The organism is Arthrobacter ginsengisoli (assembly GCF_031456935.1).
In the GTDB taxonomy this organism is placed as follows: domain Bacteria; phylum Actinomycetota; class Actinomycetes; order Actinomycetales; family Micrococcaceae; genus Arthrobacter; species Arthrobacter ginsengisoli.
The window spans coordinates 68,615-86,430 of the sequence record NZ_JAVDVQ010000003.1 but is presented as its reverse complement, the minus strand read 5'-3'; the positions used below and the strand labels follow the sequence as shown (position 1 = coordinate 86,430).

At 68.1% G+C, this 17,816-nt stretch carries 17 protein-coding genes and 1 pseudogene; 9 read left to right on the top strand and 9 right to left on the bottom strand.

Annotation, left to right across the window (positions count from 1 at the left end; translation table 11 throughout):
• Nucleotides 1–3 precede the first annotated feature (3 nt).
• Nucleotides 4–330 (bottom strand): rhodanese-like domain-containing protein, encoded by a 327-nt coding sequence (locus J2X01_RS04635; protein WP_310051147.1) that lies wholly within the window; start codon nt 328–330, stop codon nt 4–6.
• Nucleotides 331–612: 282 nt separating this feature from the next.
• On the opposite strand from J2X01_RS04635, the gene J2X01_RS04630 reads away from it, so the two are divergent.
• From J2X01_RS04630 to J2X01_RS04620, 3 genes are all read left to right on the top strand, one after another.
• Nucleotides 613–2,052 (top strand): amidase, encoded by a 1,440-nt coding sequence (locus J2X01_RS04630; protein WP_310051145.1) that lies wholly within the window; start codon nt 613–615, stop codon nt 2,050–2,052.
• 113 nt (nt 2,053–2,165) lie between these two features.
• Nucleotides 2,166–3,278 carry an alcohol dehydrogenase catalytic domain-containing protein gene (locus J2X01_RS04625; protein ID WP_310051143.1) on the top strand — a complete coding sequence of 371 codons (1,113 nt, stop codon included), beginning with the start codon at nt 2,166–2,168 and terminating at the stop codon, nt 3,276–3,278.
• 195 nt (nt 3,279–3,473) lie between these two features.
• The gene (locus J2X01_RS04620) at nt 3,474–4,943 is read left to right on the top strand and encodes a peptide MFS transporter (protein ID WP_310051141.1); all 1,470 of its coding nucleotides are present in this window, start codon (nt 3,474–3,476) and stop codon (nt 4,941–4,943) included.
• Between the two features lie 201 nt (nt 4,944–5,144).
• On the opposite strand, the gene J2X01_RS04615 is transcribed toward J2X01_RS04620, so the two are convergent.
• Complete coding sequence (locus J2X01_RS04615; RefSeq protein WP_310051139.1) at nt 5,145–5,786, bottom strand: DUF4190 domain-containing protein; 642 nt, start codon at nt 5,784–5,786, stop codon at nt 5,145–5,147.
• Between the two features lie 127 nt (nt 5,787–5,913).
• On the opposite strand from J2X01_RS04615, the gene pgm reads away from it, so the two are divergent.
• The gene (pgm, locus tag J2X01_RS04610) at nt 5,914–7,563 is read left to right on the top strand and encodes a phosphoglucomutase (alpha-D-glucose-1,6-bisphosphate-dependent) (RefSeq protein ID WP_310051137.1); all 1,650 of its coding nucleotides are present in this window, start codon (nt 5,914–5,916) and stop codon (nt 7,561–7,563) included.
• Between the two features lie 80 nt (nt 7,564–7,643).
• On the opposite strand, the gene J2X01_RS04605 is transcribed toward pgm, so the two are convergent.
• Nucleotides 7,644–8,807 carry a GGDEF domain-containing protein gene (locus tag J2X01_RS04605; protein ID WP_310051135.1) on the bottom strand — a complete coding sequence of 388 codons (1,164 nt, stop codon included), beginning with the start codon at nt 8,805–8,807 and terminating at the stop codon, nt 7,644–7,646.
• Nucleotides 8,808–9,140: 333 nt separating this feature from the next.
• The gene (locus tag J2X01_RS04600; RefSeq protein WP_310051133.1) at nt 9,141–9,746 is read right to left on the bottom strand and encodes a malonic semialdehyde reductase; all 606 of its coding nucleotides are present in this window, start codon (nt 9,744–9,746) and stop codon (nt 9,141–9,143) included.
• Between the two features lie 217 nt (nt 9,747–9,963).
• Between J2X01_RS04600 and J2X01_RS04595 the strand changes: the two genes are divergently transcribed.
• A complete protein-coding gene (locus J2X01_RS04595; RefSeq protein WP_310051131.1) occupies nt 9,964–11,301 on the top strand; it encodes a uracil-xanthine permease family protein in 1,338 nt (445 codons plus the stop codon).
• Nucleotides 11,302–11,406: 105 nt separating this feature from the next.
• Here the strand turns inward: J2X01_RS04595 and J2X01_RS04590 are convergent, their stop codons facing one another.
• The gene (locus J2X01_RS04590; RefSeq protein WP_310051127.1) at nt 11,407–11,922 is read right to left on the bottom strand and encodes a hypothetical protein; all 516 of its coding nucleotides are present in this window, start codon (nt 11,920–11,922) and stop codon (nt 11,407–11,409) included.
• 60 nt (nt 11,923–11,982) lie between these two features.
• Nucleotides 11,983–12,882 carry an SDR family oxidoreductase gene (locus tag J2X01_RS04585; RefSeq protein WP_310051125.1) on the bottom strand — a complete coding sequence of 300 codons (900 nt, stop codon included), beginning with the start codon at nt 12,880–12,882 and terminating at the stop codon, nt 11,983–11,985.
• Nucleotides 12,883–13,193: 311 nt separating this feature from the next.
• Between J2X01_RS04585 and J2X01_RS04580 the strand changes: the two genes are divergently transcribed.
• Entirely contained in the window at nt 13,194–13,640 is a 447-nt protein-coding gene (locus J2X01_RS04580; protein WP_310051661.1) for a DUF6328 family protein, read from the top strand.
• A gap of 1 nt (nt 13,641) precedes the next feature.
• Nucleotides 13,642–14,349, top strand: a complete 708-nt coding sequence (locus J2X01_RS04575; RefSeq protein WP_310051122.1) for a DUF6766 family protein — start codon at nt 13,642–13,644, stop codon at nt 14,347–14,349.
• 4 nt (nt 14,350–14,353) lie between these two features.
• Here the strand turns inward: J2X01_RS04575 and J2X01_RS04570 are convergent, their stop codons facing one another.
• On the bottom strand, nt 14,354–15,478 hold the full coding sequence (locus J2X01_RS04570) for a glycerate kinase (protein WP_310051120.1): 1,125 nt from the start codon (nt 15,476–15,478) through the stop codon (nt 14,354–14,356).
• Between the two features lie 180 nt (nt 15,479–15,658).
• On the opposite strand from J2X01_RS04570, the gene J2X01_RS04565 reads away from it, so the two are divergent.
• Both J2X01_RS04565 and J2X01_RS04560 read left to right on the top strand, forming a co-directional pair.
• Complete coding sequence (locus J2X01_RS04565; RefSeq protein ID WP_310051118.1) at nt 15,659–16,390, top strand: histidine phosphatase family protein; 732 nt, start codon at nt 15,659–15,661, stop codon at nt 16,388–16,390.
• Nucleotides 16,374–16,592: pseudogene (locus J2X01_RS04560) on the top strand (hypothetical protein); the annotation flags it as partial. The gene J2X01_RS04565 and the pseudogene J2X01_RS04560, both read left to right, overlap by 17 nt.
• On the opposite strand, the gene J2X01_RS04555 reads toward J2X01_RS04560, so the two are convergent.
• Nucleotides 16,586–17,329 carry a glycerophosphodiester phosphodiesterase family protein gene (locus tag J2X01_RS04555; RefSeq protein ID WP_310051658.1) on the bottom strand — a complete coding sequence of 248 codons (744 nt, stop codon included), beginning with the start codon at nt 17,327–17,329 and terminating at the stop codon, nt 16,586–16,588. The pseudogene J2X01_RS04560 and the gene J2X01_RS04555 sit on opposite strands and share 7 nt — an antisense overlap.
• Before the next feature lie 132 nt (nt 17,330–17,461).
• Nucleotides 17,462–17,710 carry a hypothetical protein gene (locus J2X01_RS04550; RefSeq protein ID WP_310051116.1) on the bottom strand — a complete coding sequence of 83 codons (249 nt, stop codon included), beginning with the start codon at nt 17,708–17,710 and terminating at the stop codon, nt 17,462–17,464.
• Between the last annotated feature and the right edge of the window lie 106 nt (nt 17,711–17,816).

Here is a 17,816-nt window from a genome sequence, read left to right as displayed (position 1 = left end):
CAACTACAGGATGACGGGCTTGAGTCCGTTGTCGGACACCAGCGGCATTCCGGTTTCCAGCCACTGGTCCATGCCGCCGGCTACGTTCAGGGCGGAATATCCCTGACCGGAGAGCCACTGGGCAGCGCGGAAGGAGCGGCCCCCGGTGCGGCAGATAACGTAGAGGTCCTCGTCCGGGTCGAGTTCCTCCAGCCGGGCCGGGAGCTGGTCCAGCGGGATGTGCAGTGCCCCGGCGGCGTGGCCTGCGACCCACTCGTAGTCTTCCCGGACGTCGAGGATCTTGGCCCGTTCAGGGATGTCGGACACGGTTACGGTGTCAAAGTCGCTCATGGTCGTCCCTTCCGCAGAATGAATGGTCTGCCTCCAGCGTATCGCCAGCCGGATCCGGACGCCCTCACCCGGCAGCAGGTTACGCTTCTGGCATGGCGCAAAGGAGAACCACGGCAGCGGCCCGGCATGCGGTTCCGGCGGCTCCCCGCTCCCCCACCCGCGGGACATGCCCTCCCCCCGGCGCCACGGCTGGGCACAAACCCACCAGGTCCACCCGCCCGCGCCAGCACTGGGCATGTCCCCGGGAGCGAGCGGCCGGAGAACCACCGGGGCCGCGCTACCTTGGCTGAGATTCATGAGCTCTCCGCCGTGGAGCTGCGCAACGCCCTGCGCTCCGGCGAACTCTCCTCACAGCAGGCCACGGAGCATTTTCTGGACCGCATCGGCGCCGAAAACCGGCACCTCGGCGCCTTTATCACCGTCACCGCGGAGCAGGCCGTGCTGGATGCGGCGGCAGCGGACGAGTCCCGCGCCCGGGCGATACGGGCCGGGACCGGGCTGGCGCCGTTGCACGGCATGCCGGTGGCCTTCAAGGACCTGACGGACGTCGCCGGCGTCGCGACCACGCACGGCAGCGCCGCCCTGGACCATAAGCCGGCCCCGGCAGACAGCGCCATCGTGGCGACTCTCAAGAGTGCGGGCGTGGTCTCGCTGGGCAAAACCCAGGTCCCGGAGTTCGGCCTGACGGCGTACAGCGAGAACCGAATCGCGCCGCCCTCACGGAACCCGCACGCCCTGAGCCGCAGCTCGGGAGGATCCTCCGGCGGCAGCGCCGCGGCCGTGGCCGCCGGACTCGTGCCCGTCGCCCCCGGCTCCGATGGCGGCGGTTCGGTCCGCATTCCGGCTGCCGCCTGCGGACTGGTGGGCCTGAAACCCGGCCGCGGGCTGGTTCCCGCTGGTGAGAGCTCCGGCGATCCCGCCGGTCTGGTCGTGTCCGGGCCGCTGGCCCGCTCCGCGGCGGACGCTGCCCTGCTGCTCGATGCCATGGTGCCCGGCCCGGCCGACAAGTCCGGGATTCGGGTTCCCGGCTACCTTGAAACCGCGGCACAGGACCCGCCCAGGCTGCGGATCGGGGTGAGCCTGGACAGCCCGTGGCAGGCGGTTTTCCCGTTCACGCCGGACCCCGAGGCCCTCGATGCCCTGGCCGAAGGCATCCGGCGGTTGGAGGCAGCCGGGCACGAAACATCGGACGCCTCAATCCGCTACGACAACCGCTACCCTGCCGCGTTCACCACTGCCTGGACTGCCGCCGTCGGGGATGCCCGGATCGTTCCCCAGCGCGAGGCCCTCCTGACCCCGCTGACACGGACGTTCCGGCGCCGCGCGCAGCAGCGCGGACCGGCGCAACTCGCAGAGTCGCTCGGGTTCCTGCGCCAGTTCCGGCGGGACACCATTGCCCAGTACGCCGGCTGGGATGTGATGATGACGCCCGCGCTGGCACAGACGCCCCGGCCGGTGGGCTGGTTCACGGGGGCCGCCCACGGTGACGGTTACTGGCCCGCGGCCGAATGGACGGGGGACGCCGACGGCGACTACCGCAAGCAGTGCGAATATGCGCCCTGGTCGTCCATGGTGAACGTCTGCGGGCTGCCCGCGATCAGCGTTCCGGTGCACTGGACCGGCGGCGCCCGGGAGGCCGGGCTGCCGATGGGCATCCAGCTGATCGGGCCGCTGGGCTCCGAGGCACTGCTGCTGCAGCTGGCAACCCAGCTGGGCTGCTAGCCCCACGACCCGCGGGCGGTGGGTGATTTCACCGGCCGGTGCGGCTACGGTTTAGCTGAGCAAGGTCTGGACTGGACATGTCCAGTTTGAAAACTCCCACCCGAGAGGGATCAATGAAGATCACCGGTGCAGTACTTGAGGAAATCGGCTGCCCCCGCCCCTACGCGGACTCGAAGCCCATCAGCATCGCCGAGCTGGAGCTGGCGGGCCCCGGACCCACCGAGATCCTGGTGCGGATCGAGGCCGCCGGAATCTGCCATTCGGACCTGAGTGTTGTGGACGGCAACCGGGTGCGTCCGGTCCCGATGCTGCTGGGGCATGAGGCTGCCGGACGCGTCGTCGAGGTCGGCGCGGACGTCACGGACCTGGCGCCGGGCCAGCGTGTCGTGATGTCCTTTCTGCCGCGCTGTGAACAGTGCGCGAACTGCGCCGAAGACGGACGGCTCCCCTGCACCGCGGGCTCGAAGAGCAACGGTGATGGCACCCTGCTCCACGGATCCATGCGTCTGGACCGCAGCGGCGAAAAGATCTTTCACCATCTGGGCGTCTCCGGCTTCGCCACCCATGCCGTGGTGGACCGCGCCTCGGCCGTCCCGGTCGGTGATGACATCCCCGCGGACGTCGCCGCTGTCCTCGGCTGCGCCGTGTTGACCGGCGGCGGCGCCGTCCTGAATGCGGCCCGGCCCCGGCCGGAGGACAGCATCATGATCGTGGGTCTCGGTGGCGTCGGCATGGCCGCGCTGATCACGGCGATCTCCCAGGGTGTGTCGCGGATCGTTGCCGTGGACACGCTGGACGAAAAACTTGAGCATGCCCGCCGGCTGGGAGCCCACGAAACATACACCCCGCAGCAGGTTCTGGAGCAGGGCGTCAAGGCCAGGTACGTCATCGAATGCGCCGGGAACCCGCGCGCCTTCGAAACCGCGTTCACCGCGACGGCGGCGGGCGGCACAACAGTCACCGCGGGCCTGCCGCACCCGGACGCCCGCGCCCAAATCTCCCCGCTGACCGTCACGGCCGAGGCCCGGACAATCGTCGGCAGCTACCTTGGTTCCGCGGTGCCGTCCCGGGACATCCCGAAGTATGCCCAGCTCTGGCGCGAGGGAAAACTGCCGGTAGAGGAGCTGATCACGGCGCGGATCGCCCTGGCGGACATCAACGAGGCAATGGACCAGCTCGCCGACGGCAAGGCCGTGCGCCAGGTCATAATGTTCGACGCCGGTTAGCCCGCGCCGCCCCCCCCCCGGTTGCGCTATCACGTATAGCTGCCATTCCGCGTCCATAGCAACATCTAGTGACAGCGCAACGGGGGGAAACCGGGGCCCGGGGGGGTGAAACCGGGGCAAAACACCAGGCGATTTGGCTTGCCCCGCGGCGCCGCGAATGTGACAATCCCGCGTCACACTGTCAGCATTAAGAAAATGAGCACTACTCATTTATCCAATCCCCCCGTTACAACGCCGGGCGATACGTCCTTTTTTGGCCACCCAAAGATGCTGGCCAGCCTGTTCTCCGTGGAGATGTGGGAGCGCTTCTCCTTCTACGGCATGCAGGGGATCCTGCTCTACTACATGTACTTCACAGCCGCTGAGGGCGGCCTGGGGATAGAGCAGGGCCTGGCCGCGGGCCTCGTCGGCGCCTATGGCGGCGGCGTCTACCTCTCCACCATCCTTGGCGCCTGGCTCGCGGACCGGGTCTTCGGCTCCGAAAAGGTGCTCTTCGGCTCCGCCATCCTGATCATGGCCGGCCACATTGGCCTCGCCTTGGTGCCGGGCATTCCCGGCCTGATCGCGGGCCTGGTGCTGGTCGGCGTCGGCTCCGGCGGCCTGAAGGCCAATGCCACCGCGCTGGTCGGAAGCCTCTACCGGGAGAAGGACGAACGCCGCGACGCCGGATTCTCCATCTTCTACATGGGCATCAACGCGGGCGCGCTGATCGGTCCGCTCGTCACCGGCTGGCTGCAGGAAAGCCACGGGTTCCACTGGGGCTTCGGCGCCGCCGCCGTCGGCATGGCCGTCGGCCTGGCCGTCTATGCGCGGGGCCGCAAGAACCTGCCCGAGGAAGCGCACCGGGTGCACAACCCGCTGCCCGCCGCCGAGCGCAGCAAGTATGGCCTGCGCTTCGCCGCCATCGCCGCCGTGATCGCCGTGCTGCTGGCCACCGGCATCGTGAATGCCGAAAATCTCGCCATGTCCATGGCCTATGCGGCCATCGGCGCATCCGTGCTCTACTTCGCCCTGATCTTCAGCAGCAAGAAGGTCAACGGGACCGAACGCCGCCGGGTGGCCGCCTTCATCCCGCTGTACATCGCCTCGGCCGCGTTCTGGGCGCTGTTCCAGCAGCAGTTCACCTTCATCGCGGTGTACTCGGAGGAGAAACTGGACCGGAACCTGTTCGGCTGGGAAATGCCGGCCGCCTGGGTCCAGTCCATTAACCCGGTGTTCATCATCATTTTCGCCGGCGTCATGGCCGCCCTCTGGACCCGGCTGGGCCGCAGGCAGCCCGGGTCGGCGCTCAAATTCTCAGTCGGCCTCTTTGTGATGGGCCTGGCGTTCCTGGCCTTCATCCCGCTGGCCGGGGACGGCAAGACTCCGCTGCTGGCGCTGGTGGGGATCCTGTTCCTGTTCACCCTCGCGGAACTGTTCCTGTCCCCCATCGGCCTGTCCGTCACCACGAAACTGGCTCCGAAGGCGTTCCACACCCAGATGGTGGCGCTGTTCTTCCTCTCGGTGTCGCTGGGCACCACCCTGGCGGGCATGCTGTCCGGCCTGTACAACCCCGACGACGAGCTGCCATACTTCATTGGCATCGGCGGCACCGCCATGCTGCTGGCCGTGGGTCTGGTCGCGGCCTCGCCGGCGATCAGGAAGCTCATGGGCGGCGTCCGCTGAGCCGATGAGTCCGGGGCACCGCGCACCGCGTGAGTACCGCGTCCACGCCACCGCTGCAGGCGAGGAGTCCGACGTCGAACTCCTGCCGCGTGTGGGGCGGGAGCGGCGGGGAGCAGGATCAGCGGCGCACGGGTTCCGGGGTTCCCGGCAAGTCGAGTTCAGCCGCTGTGCGCGGACCTGCTGGCCCGCTGGCCGGAGAGCCTAGGCCCCGTAGTACATTCGGCCGGAGGTGCCAATGGCCAGCCCGAGCGCGATGACCATGATCGCCAGTACAGTCAGCGCGATCCCGACGTAGCCCAACACCAGGCCGGCAATAGCCATGCCCCTGCCCGACGGCTCGCGCTTGAGGGCCATGTGCCCGAGGATGACCGCCGCGAGCTGCGGCAGGAGGAAGAAGCCCAGCCCCAGGAAGGTGGCGACGCCGCAGCACAGGCTGGCGATACTGAGGCCCTTGGGCTCCGGTGGCACACCGTAATAGCTCGGCTGCCCGTAGGCGTTGAACGGGCTGCCCGGCTGGCCATACGGCGCCGGCGCGCCATATGGCTGCTGCGCGGGGGGTTGCTGCCCATAGGGCTGCTGGCCGAACGGCTGCTGGGGGGCGGCGCCATGAGGCGTGCCGTACGGATCAGTGGGCTGGCTGTAGTCCGGAGCCTGCTGGCCGAACTGCTCCCCGGAGTGCCCCGGGGCCCGGTTCGGCTGCTGACCGTAGCCCGGCTGTTCCAACTTCGAGGTGGCAGGCAGCGTCGGCGGTGCCGGGATGTCGGAGTCCTGCGAAGGAACGTGCGACGGCGGCTGGTAGCCCTCCGGCGTCCCGTCGTGCTCGGGTTTCGGCTGGTCAGTCATGGTTTCCCCCTACTGGATGTCTCTGGATTTCAGCCTACCGCCGTCCCGTTGCGCTGCGCAGGATATTTCCGCGTCACAGGGGCCGTAAATCATGTTGCCTTCCACGCAGGTCTGGCATGCTGGTGCCATGGCTAGCCGCGCGGGCACTGTTGCCCAATCCCAAGACCTTGTTGATCTCACTGCGCTCCTGGATGCGTACTATGACCTTGCCCCGGATCTGGGTGACCCCGGGCAACGGGTGGCCTTCGGCACCTCCGGGCACCGGGGGTCGAGCCTGAAGGCGTCCTTCAACGAACCCCACATCCTCGCCATCACGCAGGCGATCGTGGAGTACCGCGCCGGCCAGGGCATCACCGGCCCGCTGTACCTTGCCAAGGACACGCACGCGCTGAGCGAGCCGGCCCAGAACTCCGCTCTTGAGGTGCTCGCGGCCAACGGCGTCAACGTGCTGATCGACGCCCGCCATGGCTACACCCCCACGCCGTCGCTCAGTCATGCCATCCTGACGCACAATAACAACTCGCCCGCCGGGGCTCCGCAGGCCGACGGCATCGTGGTGACCCCCAGCCACAACCCGCCCGGCGACGGCGGCTTCAAGTACAACCCCCCGCACGGCGGACCCGCTGACACCGACGCCACCGGGTGGATCGCCAACCGCGCCAACGAGCTCCTGGAAAACGGCCTGCGCGGCGTCAAGCGGATTCCCATCGCCGAGGCCCTCAGCGCCGGCACCACGGGGAAGTTCGACTTCCTCAGCAGCTACGTGGACGACCTCCCCTCGGTCCTGGACCTCAATGCGATCCGCGAGGCCGGCGTCCGGATCGGCGCGGACCCGATGGGCGGCGCGTCGGTGGACTACTGGGGCGAGATCGGGGAGCGCCACCACCTGAACCTCACCGTGGTCAACCCCACCGTCGATCCGCAGTGGGCCTTTATGACCCTCGACTGGGACGAGAAGATCCGGATGGACTGCTCCTCGCCGTCGGCGATGGCCTCCCTGATCAACCGCATGTCCGACGGTGCCAAATTCGACGTCGCCACCGGCAACGATGCCGACGCCGACCGCCACGGGATCGTTACTCCGGACGGCGGGCTGATGAACCCGAACCACTACCTCGCCGTCGCAATCGACTACCTCTACCGGCACCGGACCGGCTGGAACCCGCAGTCGGTGATCGGCAAGACCCTCGTGTCCTCCTCGATCATCGACCGCGTGGCCGCAAGCCTGGGCCGCAAACTCGTGGAGGTTCCCGTGGGCTTCAAGTGGTTCGTCCCCGGGCTGCTCTCCGGCGAAGGAGCCTTCGGCGGAGAGGAATCCGCCGGCGCCTCCTTTAACAAGATGGACGGCAGCGTCTGGACCACCGACAAAGACGGCATCCTGCTGGCCCTGCTGGCCTCGGAGATCACGGCGGTCACGGGCAAGTCACCGTCGCAGCTGTACAAGGGCCTCACCGACCAGTTCGGCGACCCGGTCTACGCCCGGATCGACGCAGCGGCCACCCGGGAGCAAAAAGCGGCCCTGGGCAAGCTCTCATCGTCGGACGTCACGGCCACCGAACTGGCGGGCGAAACGATCACGGCCAAACTGACCGAAGCGCCGGGCAACGGCGCGGCGATCGGCGGCCTCAAGGTGGTCACCGAGAACGCCTGGTTCGCGGCCCGGCCCTCCGGCACCGAGGACGTCTACAAGATCTACGCCGAGTCCTTCAAAGGGGCCGAGCACCTCAAGCAGGTCCAGGCTGAGGCAAAGGCGCTGGTGGACGGGGTCATTTCCTAACCGCCCCCCGGGCGACCAGGCCCGGGACGCCCGGCCGCGGGCTCCGGTTGCCGTGGCCCCTGGCCGCCCTGGCGGGCCGCTCAGGCAGAGTCTTCCTCCAGGCTGCCGGCGAGCACCGAGCGGTCCCGGCCCAGGGTCTTGGCACGGTAGAGGGCGGCGTCCGCGGACGCGATCAGTGCGTCAAGGTCCAGCCTGCCGGGCGCGGTCGAGGTGATGCCGTAGCTGGACGTGGGCAGCCGCGGGATCACCGGCGACGACGAGGCGTGCAGCCGGCCGCTGATATCCGCGGCGATTTCCCCGGCCCTTTCCGGCGTCACGCCCGGCAGGAGCATAATGAACTCTTCGCCGCCGTACCTGCCCACGAGATCGGTGGAACGGACCGTGGCCGTGCAGGCATCCGCGAACGCCTGCAGGGCAATGTCACCGGCCGAGTGGCCGTACTCGTCGTTGATGGCCTTGAAATGGTCCAGGTCCGCCAGAATCAGCGACGCAGGGGTCCGGCCCCGGTTGAGGCGGCGCAGTTCGTCCTTCGCGAGGTCCAGGAATGCCGTGCGGTTCAGCAGCCCGGTGAGGCCGTCCTCCGTCGCACGGGCCCGGAGGTCCCTGGTCTGCTGCTCGTAGCTCAGCTCCGCCATCGTGAAGGATGCCACCACCATGATCACGGTGGAAAAGACCGTCATAGTCACCGAGCCGAAGACGGACTGGAACAGTTGTCCATCCTGGCCCTCCGCCAGAAAGACGGCGAAGCGGCCCACGTAGAACGCGGCCAGGATGCCGGAACCCACCGCCAGCGTGAGGTGCACCCGCGAAAATTGCCGGTCCAGCAGGATCAGTTCCCGGCAGCCGAGTCCGATCAGCAGGCCCATAAAGCCCAGATAGGCGGGCGCACCGGACCACACATTGGTGGCCGGATGGTCCAGCAACGAGGCTAAGGCGGTGATCGCCGGGCCGGCCGCGAGGTACCAGAGATTGGGAACCGCGGTCCGCAAGGACCGTGCCCCCGCCCAGATACTGGCCGCCCCTGCCACGAGAAGCACGTTCCCGAGCGGATTGGCCCAGATCTGGTGGGGCGTGCCGTCCAGCAGATACGCCGCATTGCCGGACAGGAACAGCAGCAGCGCCAGGCACCACCAGCCGCTATAGGCCGAGCGTGTCCGGCGGAACGTGATGAAGTAGAAGAGCAGCAGCAGGGTCAGATCGACCACCGCCAGGGCGACACGCAGGGTTGCGGTGTCAAGCATCATGTAGTGGCCCCCCGGTCCGCTCGCAATTGCCCGATTTGCGTCGACTCCGCGCCGCAGGTGACCTTAGTATTGCACCCTGCGGGCTCAATATGTGACCACCGTCTCCGAAGTGTCCCGCCGGGGCCCGGGGCCTATGGCAACAGACTCTGAGGTGAGGGCCCCGGGACCCTGTGGCTGGGCCCCGATGCGGACTAAACTGGGAGTGGCCCCGGATGCGGCCTTGCGTTCAACCGCAGAATTGCGTCCCGAGTGCCTCCGGCCTGTCCCCCATGGTGCCGGAGGCACCTCCGCGTCAGTCCAGCGCCGGGCCACCTCCGAGTCAGCCCGTTGCGGTCAGACCGTGCGGACGACGTCCTCGTAAGCGAATTTCGGCTTCGCCGCACCCCAGGCATCGGCAGCGGGCTGGCCGATGTTGACCACGAGGAAGCTCTTCTGGTCGCCTTCCGGGAAGAATGCCTCGTCAATAGCGGTGAAGTCAGCGCCCGTCATGGGTCCGGCGGCGAAGCCCAGGGACCGGACAGCGAGGATGAAGTAACCGGCCTGCAGGTGCGCGTTGTTGTTGCCGGTGGCCGCGGCGAGAGCCGGAGCGGCGTCGTACATGGCCTTGGGCGCGTTGTACTCGGGCAAGAAGTTGTCCCACTGCTCCTGCCAGGAGGTGTCATAGCTGAGCACCGCAACGAGCGGCGCGGTGGCCGTCTTGGCGCGGTTTCCGTTGGCGAGGGTTTCGACCAAAGCGGCGCGGGCTTCCGCGGACCGCACATACGTCACGCGCAGCGGCTGCGAGTTGAATGCGGTCGGCCCGAACTTGGTGAGTTCGTAGATGGCCCGGGCCTGCTCGTCGGTGACTTCGCCGGTGAAGGTGTTGGCAGTGCGTGCCTCGGCAAAGATGGCGTCTACTGCGGCGGCGTCGATTACTGCTTCGTCATGGGCGATGGTCATTGGGCATCCCTTTCGCTGGTCGTGCCCGCCCGGACGGCGGCCACTCGCTACTGCTAATTGTTGCAACTTCAAGCTATGCCGCCTGATTCCCGCAACGCCCCGTGACGTCCGGCATAGCGGCGCCCCCCGGCGACCCTTGCCGCAAACACCGGCGCGGTAAAGTTGCTCCGGAAGATTCCTTCCCGCCCCGCCACACATTCTCTGAAAGGCTCCGGCAATGAGCACGCTCGGTACCAAATGGAAGCTCCACGGCAACGGCAAGTCGATCCGCCCTGGCGAGGTCGTGAAGCCGGATGAGCGCCTTGCCTGGCCGCTGACCCTTGGCGTCGGGATGCAGCACGTTGTCGCCATGTTCGGGGCCACCTTCCTCGTCCCGATCATCACGGGCATGCCGCCGGCCACGACACTCTTCTTTTCAGGCATCGGCACCCTGCTGTTCCTGGTCATCACCAAGGGCCAGGTGCCGAGCTACCTCGGTTCCAGCTTCGCGTTCATCGCCCCGATCATGGCCTCGCAGCAGCAGTACGGCGTCGCCGGTGCGCTCGGCGGCGTGGTGCTGGCCGGCGTCGGGCTGGCGATCATCGGCGCGGTGGTGCAGAAGTTCGGCGCCGGCTGGATCAACCGCCTGATGCCGCCCATCGTGACCGGCGCGATCGTGGGACTGATCGGCTTCAACCTCGCGCCCGCAGCGAAGATCAACTTCGACGCCGCCCCGGTCACGGCACTGATCACCCTGGCCACGATCATCGTGGTCAGCGTCTTCTTCCGTGGCATCCTCGGCCGGCTGAGCATCCTGGTCGGTGTCCTGGCGGGTTACGTTGTGGCCACGATCCGCGGCGAAGTGGACTTTTCCAAGATGGACTCCGCCGCCTGGGTGGGGTTGCCGTTCTTCCAGGCCCCCCAGTTCCACCTCGGCGTCGTTGGCCTTTTCGTGCCGGTGGTGCTGGTGCTGGTGGCGGAGAACATCGGCCATGTGAAGTCTGTGTCCGCCATGACCGGACAGAACCTCGACGGCGTCTCCGGGCGCGCGCTCATGGCCGACGGCGCTGCCACGGTGCTGGCCGGCATGGGCGGCGGTTCCGGGACCACGACCTACGCGGAAAACATCGGTGTGATGGCCGCCACCAAGGTCTATTCGACGGCGGCCTACTGGGTGGCCGGCATCTTCGCTGTGGTGCTGAGCTTCTCGCCGAAATTCGGCGAACTGATCGCCACCGTCCCGGCCGGCGTGCTGGGCGGCGCGGCGACGATGCTCTACGGCATGATCGGCGTCCTGGGCGTCAAGATCTGGGTCCAGAACAAGGTGAATTTCTCCAACCCGATCAACCTGACGACGGCCGCCGTGGCGCTGATCGTTGGCATCGCCGACTACACCTGGACCGTCGGCGACCTGAAGTTTACGGGCATCGCCCTCGGCTCGGCCGCGGCCCTGGTGATCTACCACGGCATGACGGCAATCGCGAAGGCCCGCGGCACGGTCACCGAGCCGGAGACGGAAGGCGCCCTGGCCGCTGCCACGGCCGCTGTGAAGCGCACTCCGAAGAAGCGCCGCTAGGCCCCCGCCGGCGTCAGCGAGCCGCAGCCGAAAGGCCGGGACCCGACACCATACGGTGCACGGATCCCGGCCTCTTTGTTCGGTGTTCGCGGTCCGGTGCCCGGCCTAGCCGGCGTCGAAGGCTTCCTCATCGTCGCGGTCTTTGGGGGCCTTGACCTCGGGCAAGTCAGTTCCGGATCCGTCGGGCAGACCGGCCGCGTCCTGTCCGGGCTCCGAAGAAAACGGCCGCCCGGCTGCGGGCTCCTCGGTGTTTGACTCGTCCATCTCTGCCTCCGCGGACGGCATGGCCACGCCTGAGTTCTCCGCCGCGTCGGCGTCGAACCCGGGGGCTGTGCTGGCGTTTTCCGAACTCATTTGTTCCTCCGTTCCTCCGAAGCGTCCTGCTCCGGGTTCTCCTGCACTGTCTTGGTCTTCAGCGCCGAACTGGCTCAGGTCAGGGGCGCCGGCCGGGTAGGTCTCCCCGTCCGGGCTGTCCTGGCTGAGCCCCGCGGCGTCGAAGGCTTCTTCCTCGCGGGGCTGGGCAAACTTCTTCGTGTCGCCGGCGGGCATTTCCTGCTCCGCCGTCGGCGTTCCGTAGCCGCCTGCCTCTTCGATGGGATCCTGTTGCTGGCCCTCAGTCATAGTGCTCCTTCCATGCTGGAAATTCGAACTGTGTGAATTGGATCGACGGGGCGGTGCGGCTCAGAGACCCTTGCCGCCCGTGACCGGAACTACCGCGCCGGAGATGTAGGACCCGTGGTCGGAGGCCAGCAGGACGTACGCCGGGGCGAGTTCCGCGGGCTGCCCCGCGCGTTGCAGCGGGGTGTCCTGGCCGAAGGTCGGCAACTTGTCCGGCCACTCGGTCGCGGGGATCAGTGGTGTCCAGATGGGGCCGGGAGCCACGGCGTTAACGCGGATCCCCTGCGGCCCGAGGTCCTGCGCCAAGGCCTTGGTGAAGGCGACCTGAGCCGCCTTGGTCATCGCGTAGTCGATGAGCTGCGGCGAGGGGTTGAAGGCCTGGATGGACGCCGTCGTGATGATCGACGCGCCCGCTTTAAGGTGCGGCACGGCCGCCCGCGCAGTCCAGAGCAGTGAGTAGAGGTTGGTCTGGAAGACCCGGTCGAACTCCTCGGTGGGCAGGGACTCAAAGCTGTCGCGGTTCTTCTGATAGGCGGCGTTCAGCACCACGACATCCAGCCGGCCGAACTCGGCGAGCGTGTCGTCCACAATCCTGGTGGCGAACTCTTCACTGCGCCCGTCGCCGGCGATCAGCAGCGCCCTGCGCCCGGTCTTGCGGACCCACGCGGCGGTGTCCTGCGCGTCGGCTTCCTCCTCCGGCAGGTAGGAGATGGCGACGTCGGCGCCCTCGCGGGCGAAGGCAATGGCCACGGCCTTGCCGATTCCGGAGTCCCCGCCGGTAATCAATGCGGCTTTGCCTTGGAGGGCACGGCTGCCTTCGTAGCTCTCCTCGCCGTGGTCCGGCTGGGGTTCCATGGGCGCGGTCAGGCCGGGCTGTTCCTGCACCTGCTCAGGGAACGGCCCGGAGTAGTAACCGCCCCGCGGGTCGTGCGGCTGGTCCGGCTGTTTGCGTGAATCACTCATAGTCCACCTACCCAATGTGTCGGTTTTCCAAGGGCATCTTCCCCGGCCGCATGCGCCGGCCGTGCCGTCGAAGCTGTCCCCGTGACGTAAACAGTTCCACCCTACCGGAAATTCATCAGCAGACTTAGTACCTGCTTGTATTTCGCAAAGCTCAAGCCTAGGTTGAGTGTTAACTGCCCCCGCAGTTTGATCCGCAGTCACCCCGGAGGCGAACAGTGTCCACCCCAGAGCCGGAGTCAGCGCCACCCGAGTCCGCGCGATCCGAGCCCGCTCCACAGGTTTCCGGATCGGACCAGCGAACCGAGTCGGCTATTGAAAAACTGGACCGCAACTGGATGGAACTGCTGCAGGAGCTGCGGGTGCTGCAGACCGGCGTGCAGATCCTGGCGGGCTTCCTGCTGACACTGCCGTTCCAGGCGCGGTTCGAAACCTTGGACGATTTCCAGACCACTCTCTACCTGGCCAACGTGGCGCTGGCCGCCCTCACCACGTCCCTGATCCTGCTCCCCGTCAGCGTCCACCGTCGCCTGTTCCGCCTGCATCTCAGGGCGGCCCTCGTGTCCAGCGCGGACAGGATCGCAAAGGTCGCCCTTGCCGGCATCGGGCTCCTCAGCGTCGGGACGTCCGCACTGGTTTTCGACGTCACGGCGGGCCGCGTGGCGGGGCTGACTGCAGGGGCGGTGCTGCTGGCGGTTCTGCTCATCCTGCTCGTCTACGTGCCGAGCAGGCTCCGCCGCCAGGCCGTCGAAGGGAGCTGACATGGCGAACGCCGCGAGCCGGCAGCGCAAAGCACGGCCCGGAAATGAGAGTGGGTGGGTCAAGGAACACGGCCTGCTACTGGCCAACATCGGCCTGTTCCTCGTTTTCTTCGGCGGAATGATCCTGAGCGGAGCCGCCGCCTACAGCGAGGACCAGCTGTCCCATGGCGAGCCGGCCGTGACGGCGCTGCAGTACCTGGGCACCGGGGCGTTCCTCGAGGCGACCTTCGAGAATTGGGAGTCCGAGTTCCTGCAGATGGGCATGTACGTCATCCTGACGGTGTTCCTGTTCCAGAAAGGATCCTCGGAGTCCAAGCCGATGGGCCGCGTTGCCCCGCAGGATAAGGATCCCCGGGACGCGCCGCTGAAGGAAGCCACCCCGTGGCCCGTGCGGCGCGGCGGCTGGATCCTCAAGCTCTATGAACACTCGCTGTCGATCATGTTCCTGCTGCTGTTCGTGGCGTCCATGGCGCTCCACGCGATCGGCGGCAGCGAGGAATACAGTTCCGAGCAGCAGAGCCACGGTCAGGCGCCCGTGACCGTCCTCGAGTATCTCGCGACGAGCCGCTTCTGGTTTGAGTCCTTCCAGAACTGGCAAAGCGAATTCCTGGCCGTGGCCGTCCTCGTTGGCGCTTCGGTGTACCTGCGCGAGCGAGGCTCCCCCGAATCCAAGCCGGTCGCGGAGCCGCACTATCAGACGGGCGCCTGAGCGCTCAGGCCCCCTCGAGCACCTGGCTGGTGGCCCATGCGAGGTACTTCGCGGCGTTAGCGACGGCGTCGTCCGGGCTGCCGGCCAAATCCAGCAGTTGCGCCGCGGCCACCACACCGTGACTGGCGAGCTCTTCCGGGCTGACCAGGATCCGACCCGCGACCACAATCACGGGAATTCCAAGGCCCAGCGCCGCATCCGCGAGCGCAATCGGCGCCTTGCCGGCCAGCGACTGGGAATCAACGGAGCCCTCGCCGGTGATTACGAGGTCCGCCTGCGCGAGCTTGCCAGCCAGCCCGGTGAGCCCGGCGACAAGCTCGAAGCCGCTTTCCAGCGTTGCGTTGCTGAGGGCCAGGAACGACGCCGGGAATCCGCCGGCGGCCCCGGCCCCGGGAACATTGACGTCCCGTCCGGTGGACTGCCGCAGCACTGAGGCCCAGTTGCGGAGTCCGGCGTCGAGCAGCTCCACGGCGTCCTCGTCCGCGCCCTTCTGCGGGCCGAACACGCGGGCTGCGCCATCCCTGCCAAAGAGCGGGTTCTGCACGTCGACGGCGATCCGGAAGGTCACGGCGCCCAGCCGCGGATCAAGGCCGCTGACGTCGAGCTGCGCCACGTCAGCGAGCGAGCCGCCGCCGAGCGGCACCACGTTGCCCGCGGCGTCGAGCGGCTTGAGGCCCAGCGCGCGCAAGGCGCCGCTGCCGCCGTCGCTCATTGCCGAGCCGCCCAGGCCCAGCACGATCTCCGTCGCTCCGGCGTCGAGGGCGGCCGCGATCAGCTGGCCGCAGCCGTAGCTGTGGGCCCGCAGGGCGTTGGCCGGGGTGGGATCCATGTGCGCCAGGCCGGAAGCCTGCGCGGTTTCAATCACTGCCGTGGCCCCGCCGAAGGCGTCCTGGCGGATAGCCCACGCGGCGCCCAGCGGCGCCAGGATCGGTCCGACAACGGCGTTCAGCCGCTCCTCGTATCCCGCGGCGACGGCCGCCTCGAGGGTCCCTTCGCCGCCGTCGGCCACCGGAAACTGGATGGCCTCGGCGTCGGGATAAACGCGGAGGGCACCTTCGGCGATGGCGGAGGCGGCTTCGGCAGCGGTCAGGGAACCTTTGAATTTATCCGGGGCGATCAGAATGCGCATGCTTCCATCCTGCCAGCCCCGGGCCCCTCCCGACGTCGGACCACCGGCGACAGGCCATGGCGTCGGGAGTAACGTGGCAGCCACACAGCTTCGTCCCGGACCCAGGGGGTAACGGTGAAGGAAAACGGAGGGACCCGTGAGGGCATGACCGGTCGGCCCGCCAGGAACAGCCCGCCCGGCATGACCGAGCTGTTGCTTGTCCGGCATGGCGAAAGCCAGGGGAATGTGGCCGCCACGACGGCGCACCAGTCCGGGGCGCACGCCATCAATGTTCCGGCCCGCGACGCCGACGTCGAGCTGTCCGGAGCCGGGCGGGAGCAGTCGCTGGCCCTCGGCCGCCTGCTCGCCGGTTTCCCGGCGGACCGGCGGGCGGCCGTCTGGTCCTCGCCCTATCTACGGGCCCGCCAGACGGTGGAACTGGCCATCCACACCGGAGGCGGGCAGACGCAGCCCCTGCTGGATGAGCGGCTGCGTGACCGTGAGCTCGGCATCCTGGACATGCTCACCTCCGCCGGTGTCGAGGCGAGACTCCCGCAGGAAGCGGAGCGCCGGCGCTGGCTGGGCAAGTTCTACTACCGTCCGCCCGGCGGCGAGTCGTGGGCGGACGTCGTACTGCGGTTGCGCACCCTGCTGGCCGACCTCGATCGCCTGCACCCCGGCCAGCGCGTGCTGCTGGTGTGCCACGACGCCGTCATCCTGCTGTTCCGCTACATCCTGGAAGGGCTGACGGAGCGGGAGCTGCTGGACATCGCTGCGAGTTCCGCGATTCTCAATGCCTCAGTGAGCCGCTTCGTCCGGCCGGGCGGTACCGGTCCGTGGCAATTGGAGAGTTTCAACATGGCAGACCACCTGATGAGCGAGGGGGTCCCGGTGACCGAACACGCGGGAGATACCAATGTCCACCCGCGGTGACGTTGCTACTCCTGAGCCCGCACGCGAGCCTGTCCGGCCGGAGGCCGTCACAACGTCGCTGTTGCGTGACTGGCCGCTGCCCGGCGGCGGCTTGGGCAAGGATGACCGGGGATCGGTTCTGGTGATCGGCGGAGCGCGGATGACGCCGGGGGCCGCACTGCTGGCCGGGGTGGCGGCGCTGCGCGCCGGCGGGGGTCAGCTGTGCCAGCCGCCGCGCTGCTGCAGGACTTCCTTGAGCAGGTCCGCGCGGTCGGTGACGATCCCGTCCACGCCAAGGTCCAGCAGCCGGTGCATTTCCGCGGGATCGTTGACCGTCCAGACGTGAACCTGCAGCCCGTGCCGGTGGGCGCGCCGGACGAAGCCGGGCGTCACCACGGTCACAGCACCGTACTTGACCGGGACCTGCAGGGCGTCGACGCCCCGGAGCGCACGTCCCGCCGTGAGGCGGAGCAGGGGCGCCGGGAGAACCGGGCCCAGCAGGACAAAGAGGGCGTTGGACACGATTCCGGCCGAGCTCGCAACGGGGCGGCTCAGCTGTTTCAGCACGGCCCGGCGCCGGCGGTCCGAGAAGCTGGCAATCAGTACGCGGTCATGCAGGCCGAAGCGTTCGATCGCCGCGGCCAGGGCGTCCACCGAGTTCCAGTCCTTGATGTCGAGGTTCAGCCGGACGTCCGGGAAGGCGGCGGCGAGCTCCTCGAACAGCGGGATGGGCTCCGCGCCGCCGATTCGCGCCCGCGCCACGGTCTCCGCCGGAAGCTCCGCGATCCGGCCGCGGCCGTCGGTGACCCGGTCCAGGGTTTCATCGTGGAACAGCAGCAGGACGCCGTCGGCGGTGGTGTGCACATCCGTCTCCAGATGCCGGAACCCCAGCTCGACGGCGGCGCGGAACGCCGCCATGGAGTTCTCCAGTCCGTCCCGGGAGAAGCCCCGGTGGGCCATCGCCACGGGATGTACCGGGCCGTCACCGGTGGCAAAGTAGGGGTGCGGGGTGCTCACTCCTGAAGCCTATCGGAGCCCCGGACTGCGGACGGGACCTGTTAAACAGACGCAGTCCGGTCGGGGAGCCCTGGATCAGTTCGCGGGCGGAAGGATCTCCACGCCGTCGCTGCAGTGCAAAAGCGTGCGGCCACGCCCGCCGTCGAGATGCACCCAGACGGCGGTATGGTCTGCCGTGACGGCGTCCACCAGGCCTTCGGTTTCGTAGCCGGGCGCCAGCCTGACGCTGACCCGGTCTCCCTGCTGCAGACTCTTCCAGTGCGCGTCCGGCGTGACCCGGCGCAGGGGGGTCTCGTCCGTCTTTTCCGTGCGGTACTTGGCCATGATTTCCCCACCATCAGTCAGCTGCTAGGTCGTGAAATTTCAGCCTAGGGCGCGATGGTGAACATTAGTTGACCTTCAGCTGGAAGTCCGGTGTGTCTGCGCAGGA

What these genes read in the sequence shown, in the direction of transcription:
- J2X01_RS04635 (WP_310051147.1), bottom strand. Translation starts at nt 330, where the DNA reads ATGAGCGACTTTGACACCGTAACCGTGTCCGACATCCCTGAACGGGCC.
- J2X01_RS04625 (WP_310051143.1), top strand. Translation starts at nt 2,166, where the DNA reads ATGAAGATCACCGGTGCAGTACTTGAGGAAATCGGCTGCCCCCGCCCC.
- J2X01_RS04620 (WP_310051141.1), top strand. Translation starts at nt 3,474, where the DNA reads ATGAGCACTACTCATTTATCCAATCCCCCCGTTACAACGCCGGGCGAT.
- J2X01_RS04615 (WP_310051139.1), bottom strand. Translation starts at nt 5,786, where the DNA reads ATGACTGACCAGCCGAAACCCGAGCACGACGGGACGCCGGAGGGCTAC.
- pgm (WP_310051137.1), top strand. Translation starts at nt 5,914, where the DNA reads ATGGCTAGCCGCGCGGGCACTGTTGCCCAATCCCAAGACCTTGTTGAT.
- J2X01_RS04605 (WP_310051135.1), bottom strand. Translation starts at nt 8,807, where the DNA reads ATGATGCTTGACACCGCAACCCTGCGTGTCGCCCTGGCGGTGGTCGAT.
- J2X01_RS04600 (WP_310051133.1), bottom strand. Translation starts at nt 9,746, where the DNA reads ATGACCATCGCCCATGACGAAGCAGTAATCGACGCCGCCGCAGTAGAC.
- J2X01_RS04595 (WP_310051131.1), top strand. Translation starts at nt 9,964, where the DNA reads ATGAGCACGCTCGGTACCAAATGGAAGCTCCACGGCAACGGCAAGTCG.
- J2X01_RS04590 (WP_310051127.1), bottom strand. Translation starts at nt 11,922, where the DNA reads ATGACTGAGGGCCAGCAACAGGATCCCATCGAAGAGGCAGGCGGCTAC.
- J2X01_RS04585 (WP_310051125.1), bottom strand. Translation starts at nt 12,882, where the DNA reads ATGAGTGATTCACGCAAACAGCCGGACCAGCCGCACGACCCGCGGGGC.
- J2X01_RS04575 (WP_310051122.1), top strand. Translation starts at nt 13,642, where the DNA reads ATGGCGAACGCCGCGAGCCGGCAGCGCAAAGCACGGCCCGGAAATGAG.
- J2X01_RS04570 (WP_310051120.1), bottom strand. Translation starts at nt 15,478, where the DNA reads ATGCGCATTCTGATCGCCCCGGATAAATTCAAAGGTTCCCTGACCGCT.
- J2X01_RS04565 (WP_310051118.1), top strand. Translation starts at nt 15,659, where the DNA reads ATGACCGAGCTGTTGCTTGTCCGGCATGGCGAAAGCCAGGGGAATGTG.
- J2X01_RS04555 (WP_310051658.1), bottom strand. Translation starts at nt 17,329, where the DNA reads ATGGCCCACCGGGGCTTCTCCCGGGACGGACTGGAGAACTCCATGGCG.
- J2X01_RS04550 (WP_310051116.1), bottom strand. Translation starts at nt 17,710, where the DNA reads ATGGCCAAGTACCGCACGGAAAAGACGGACGAGACCCCCCTGCGCCGG.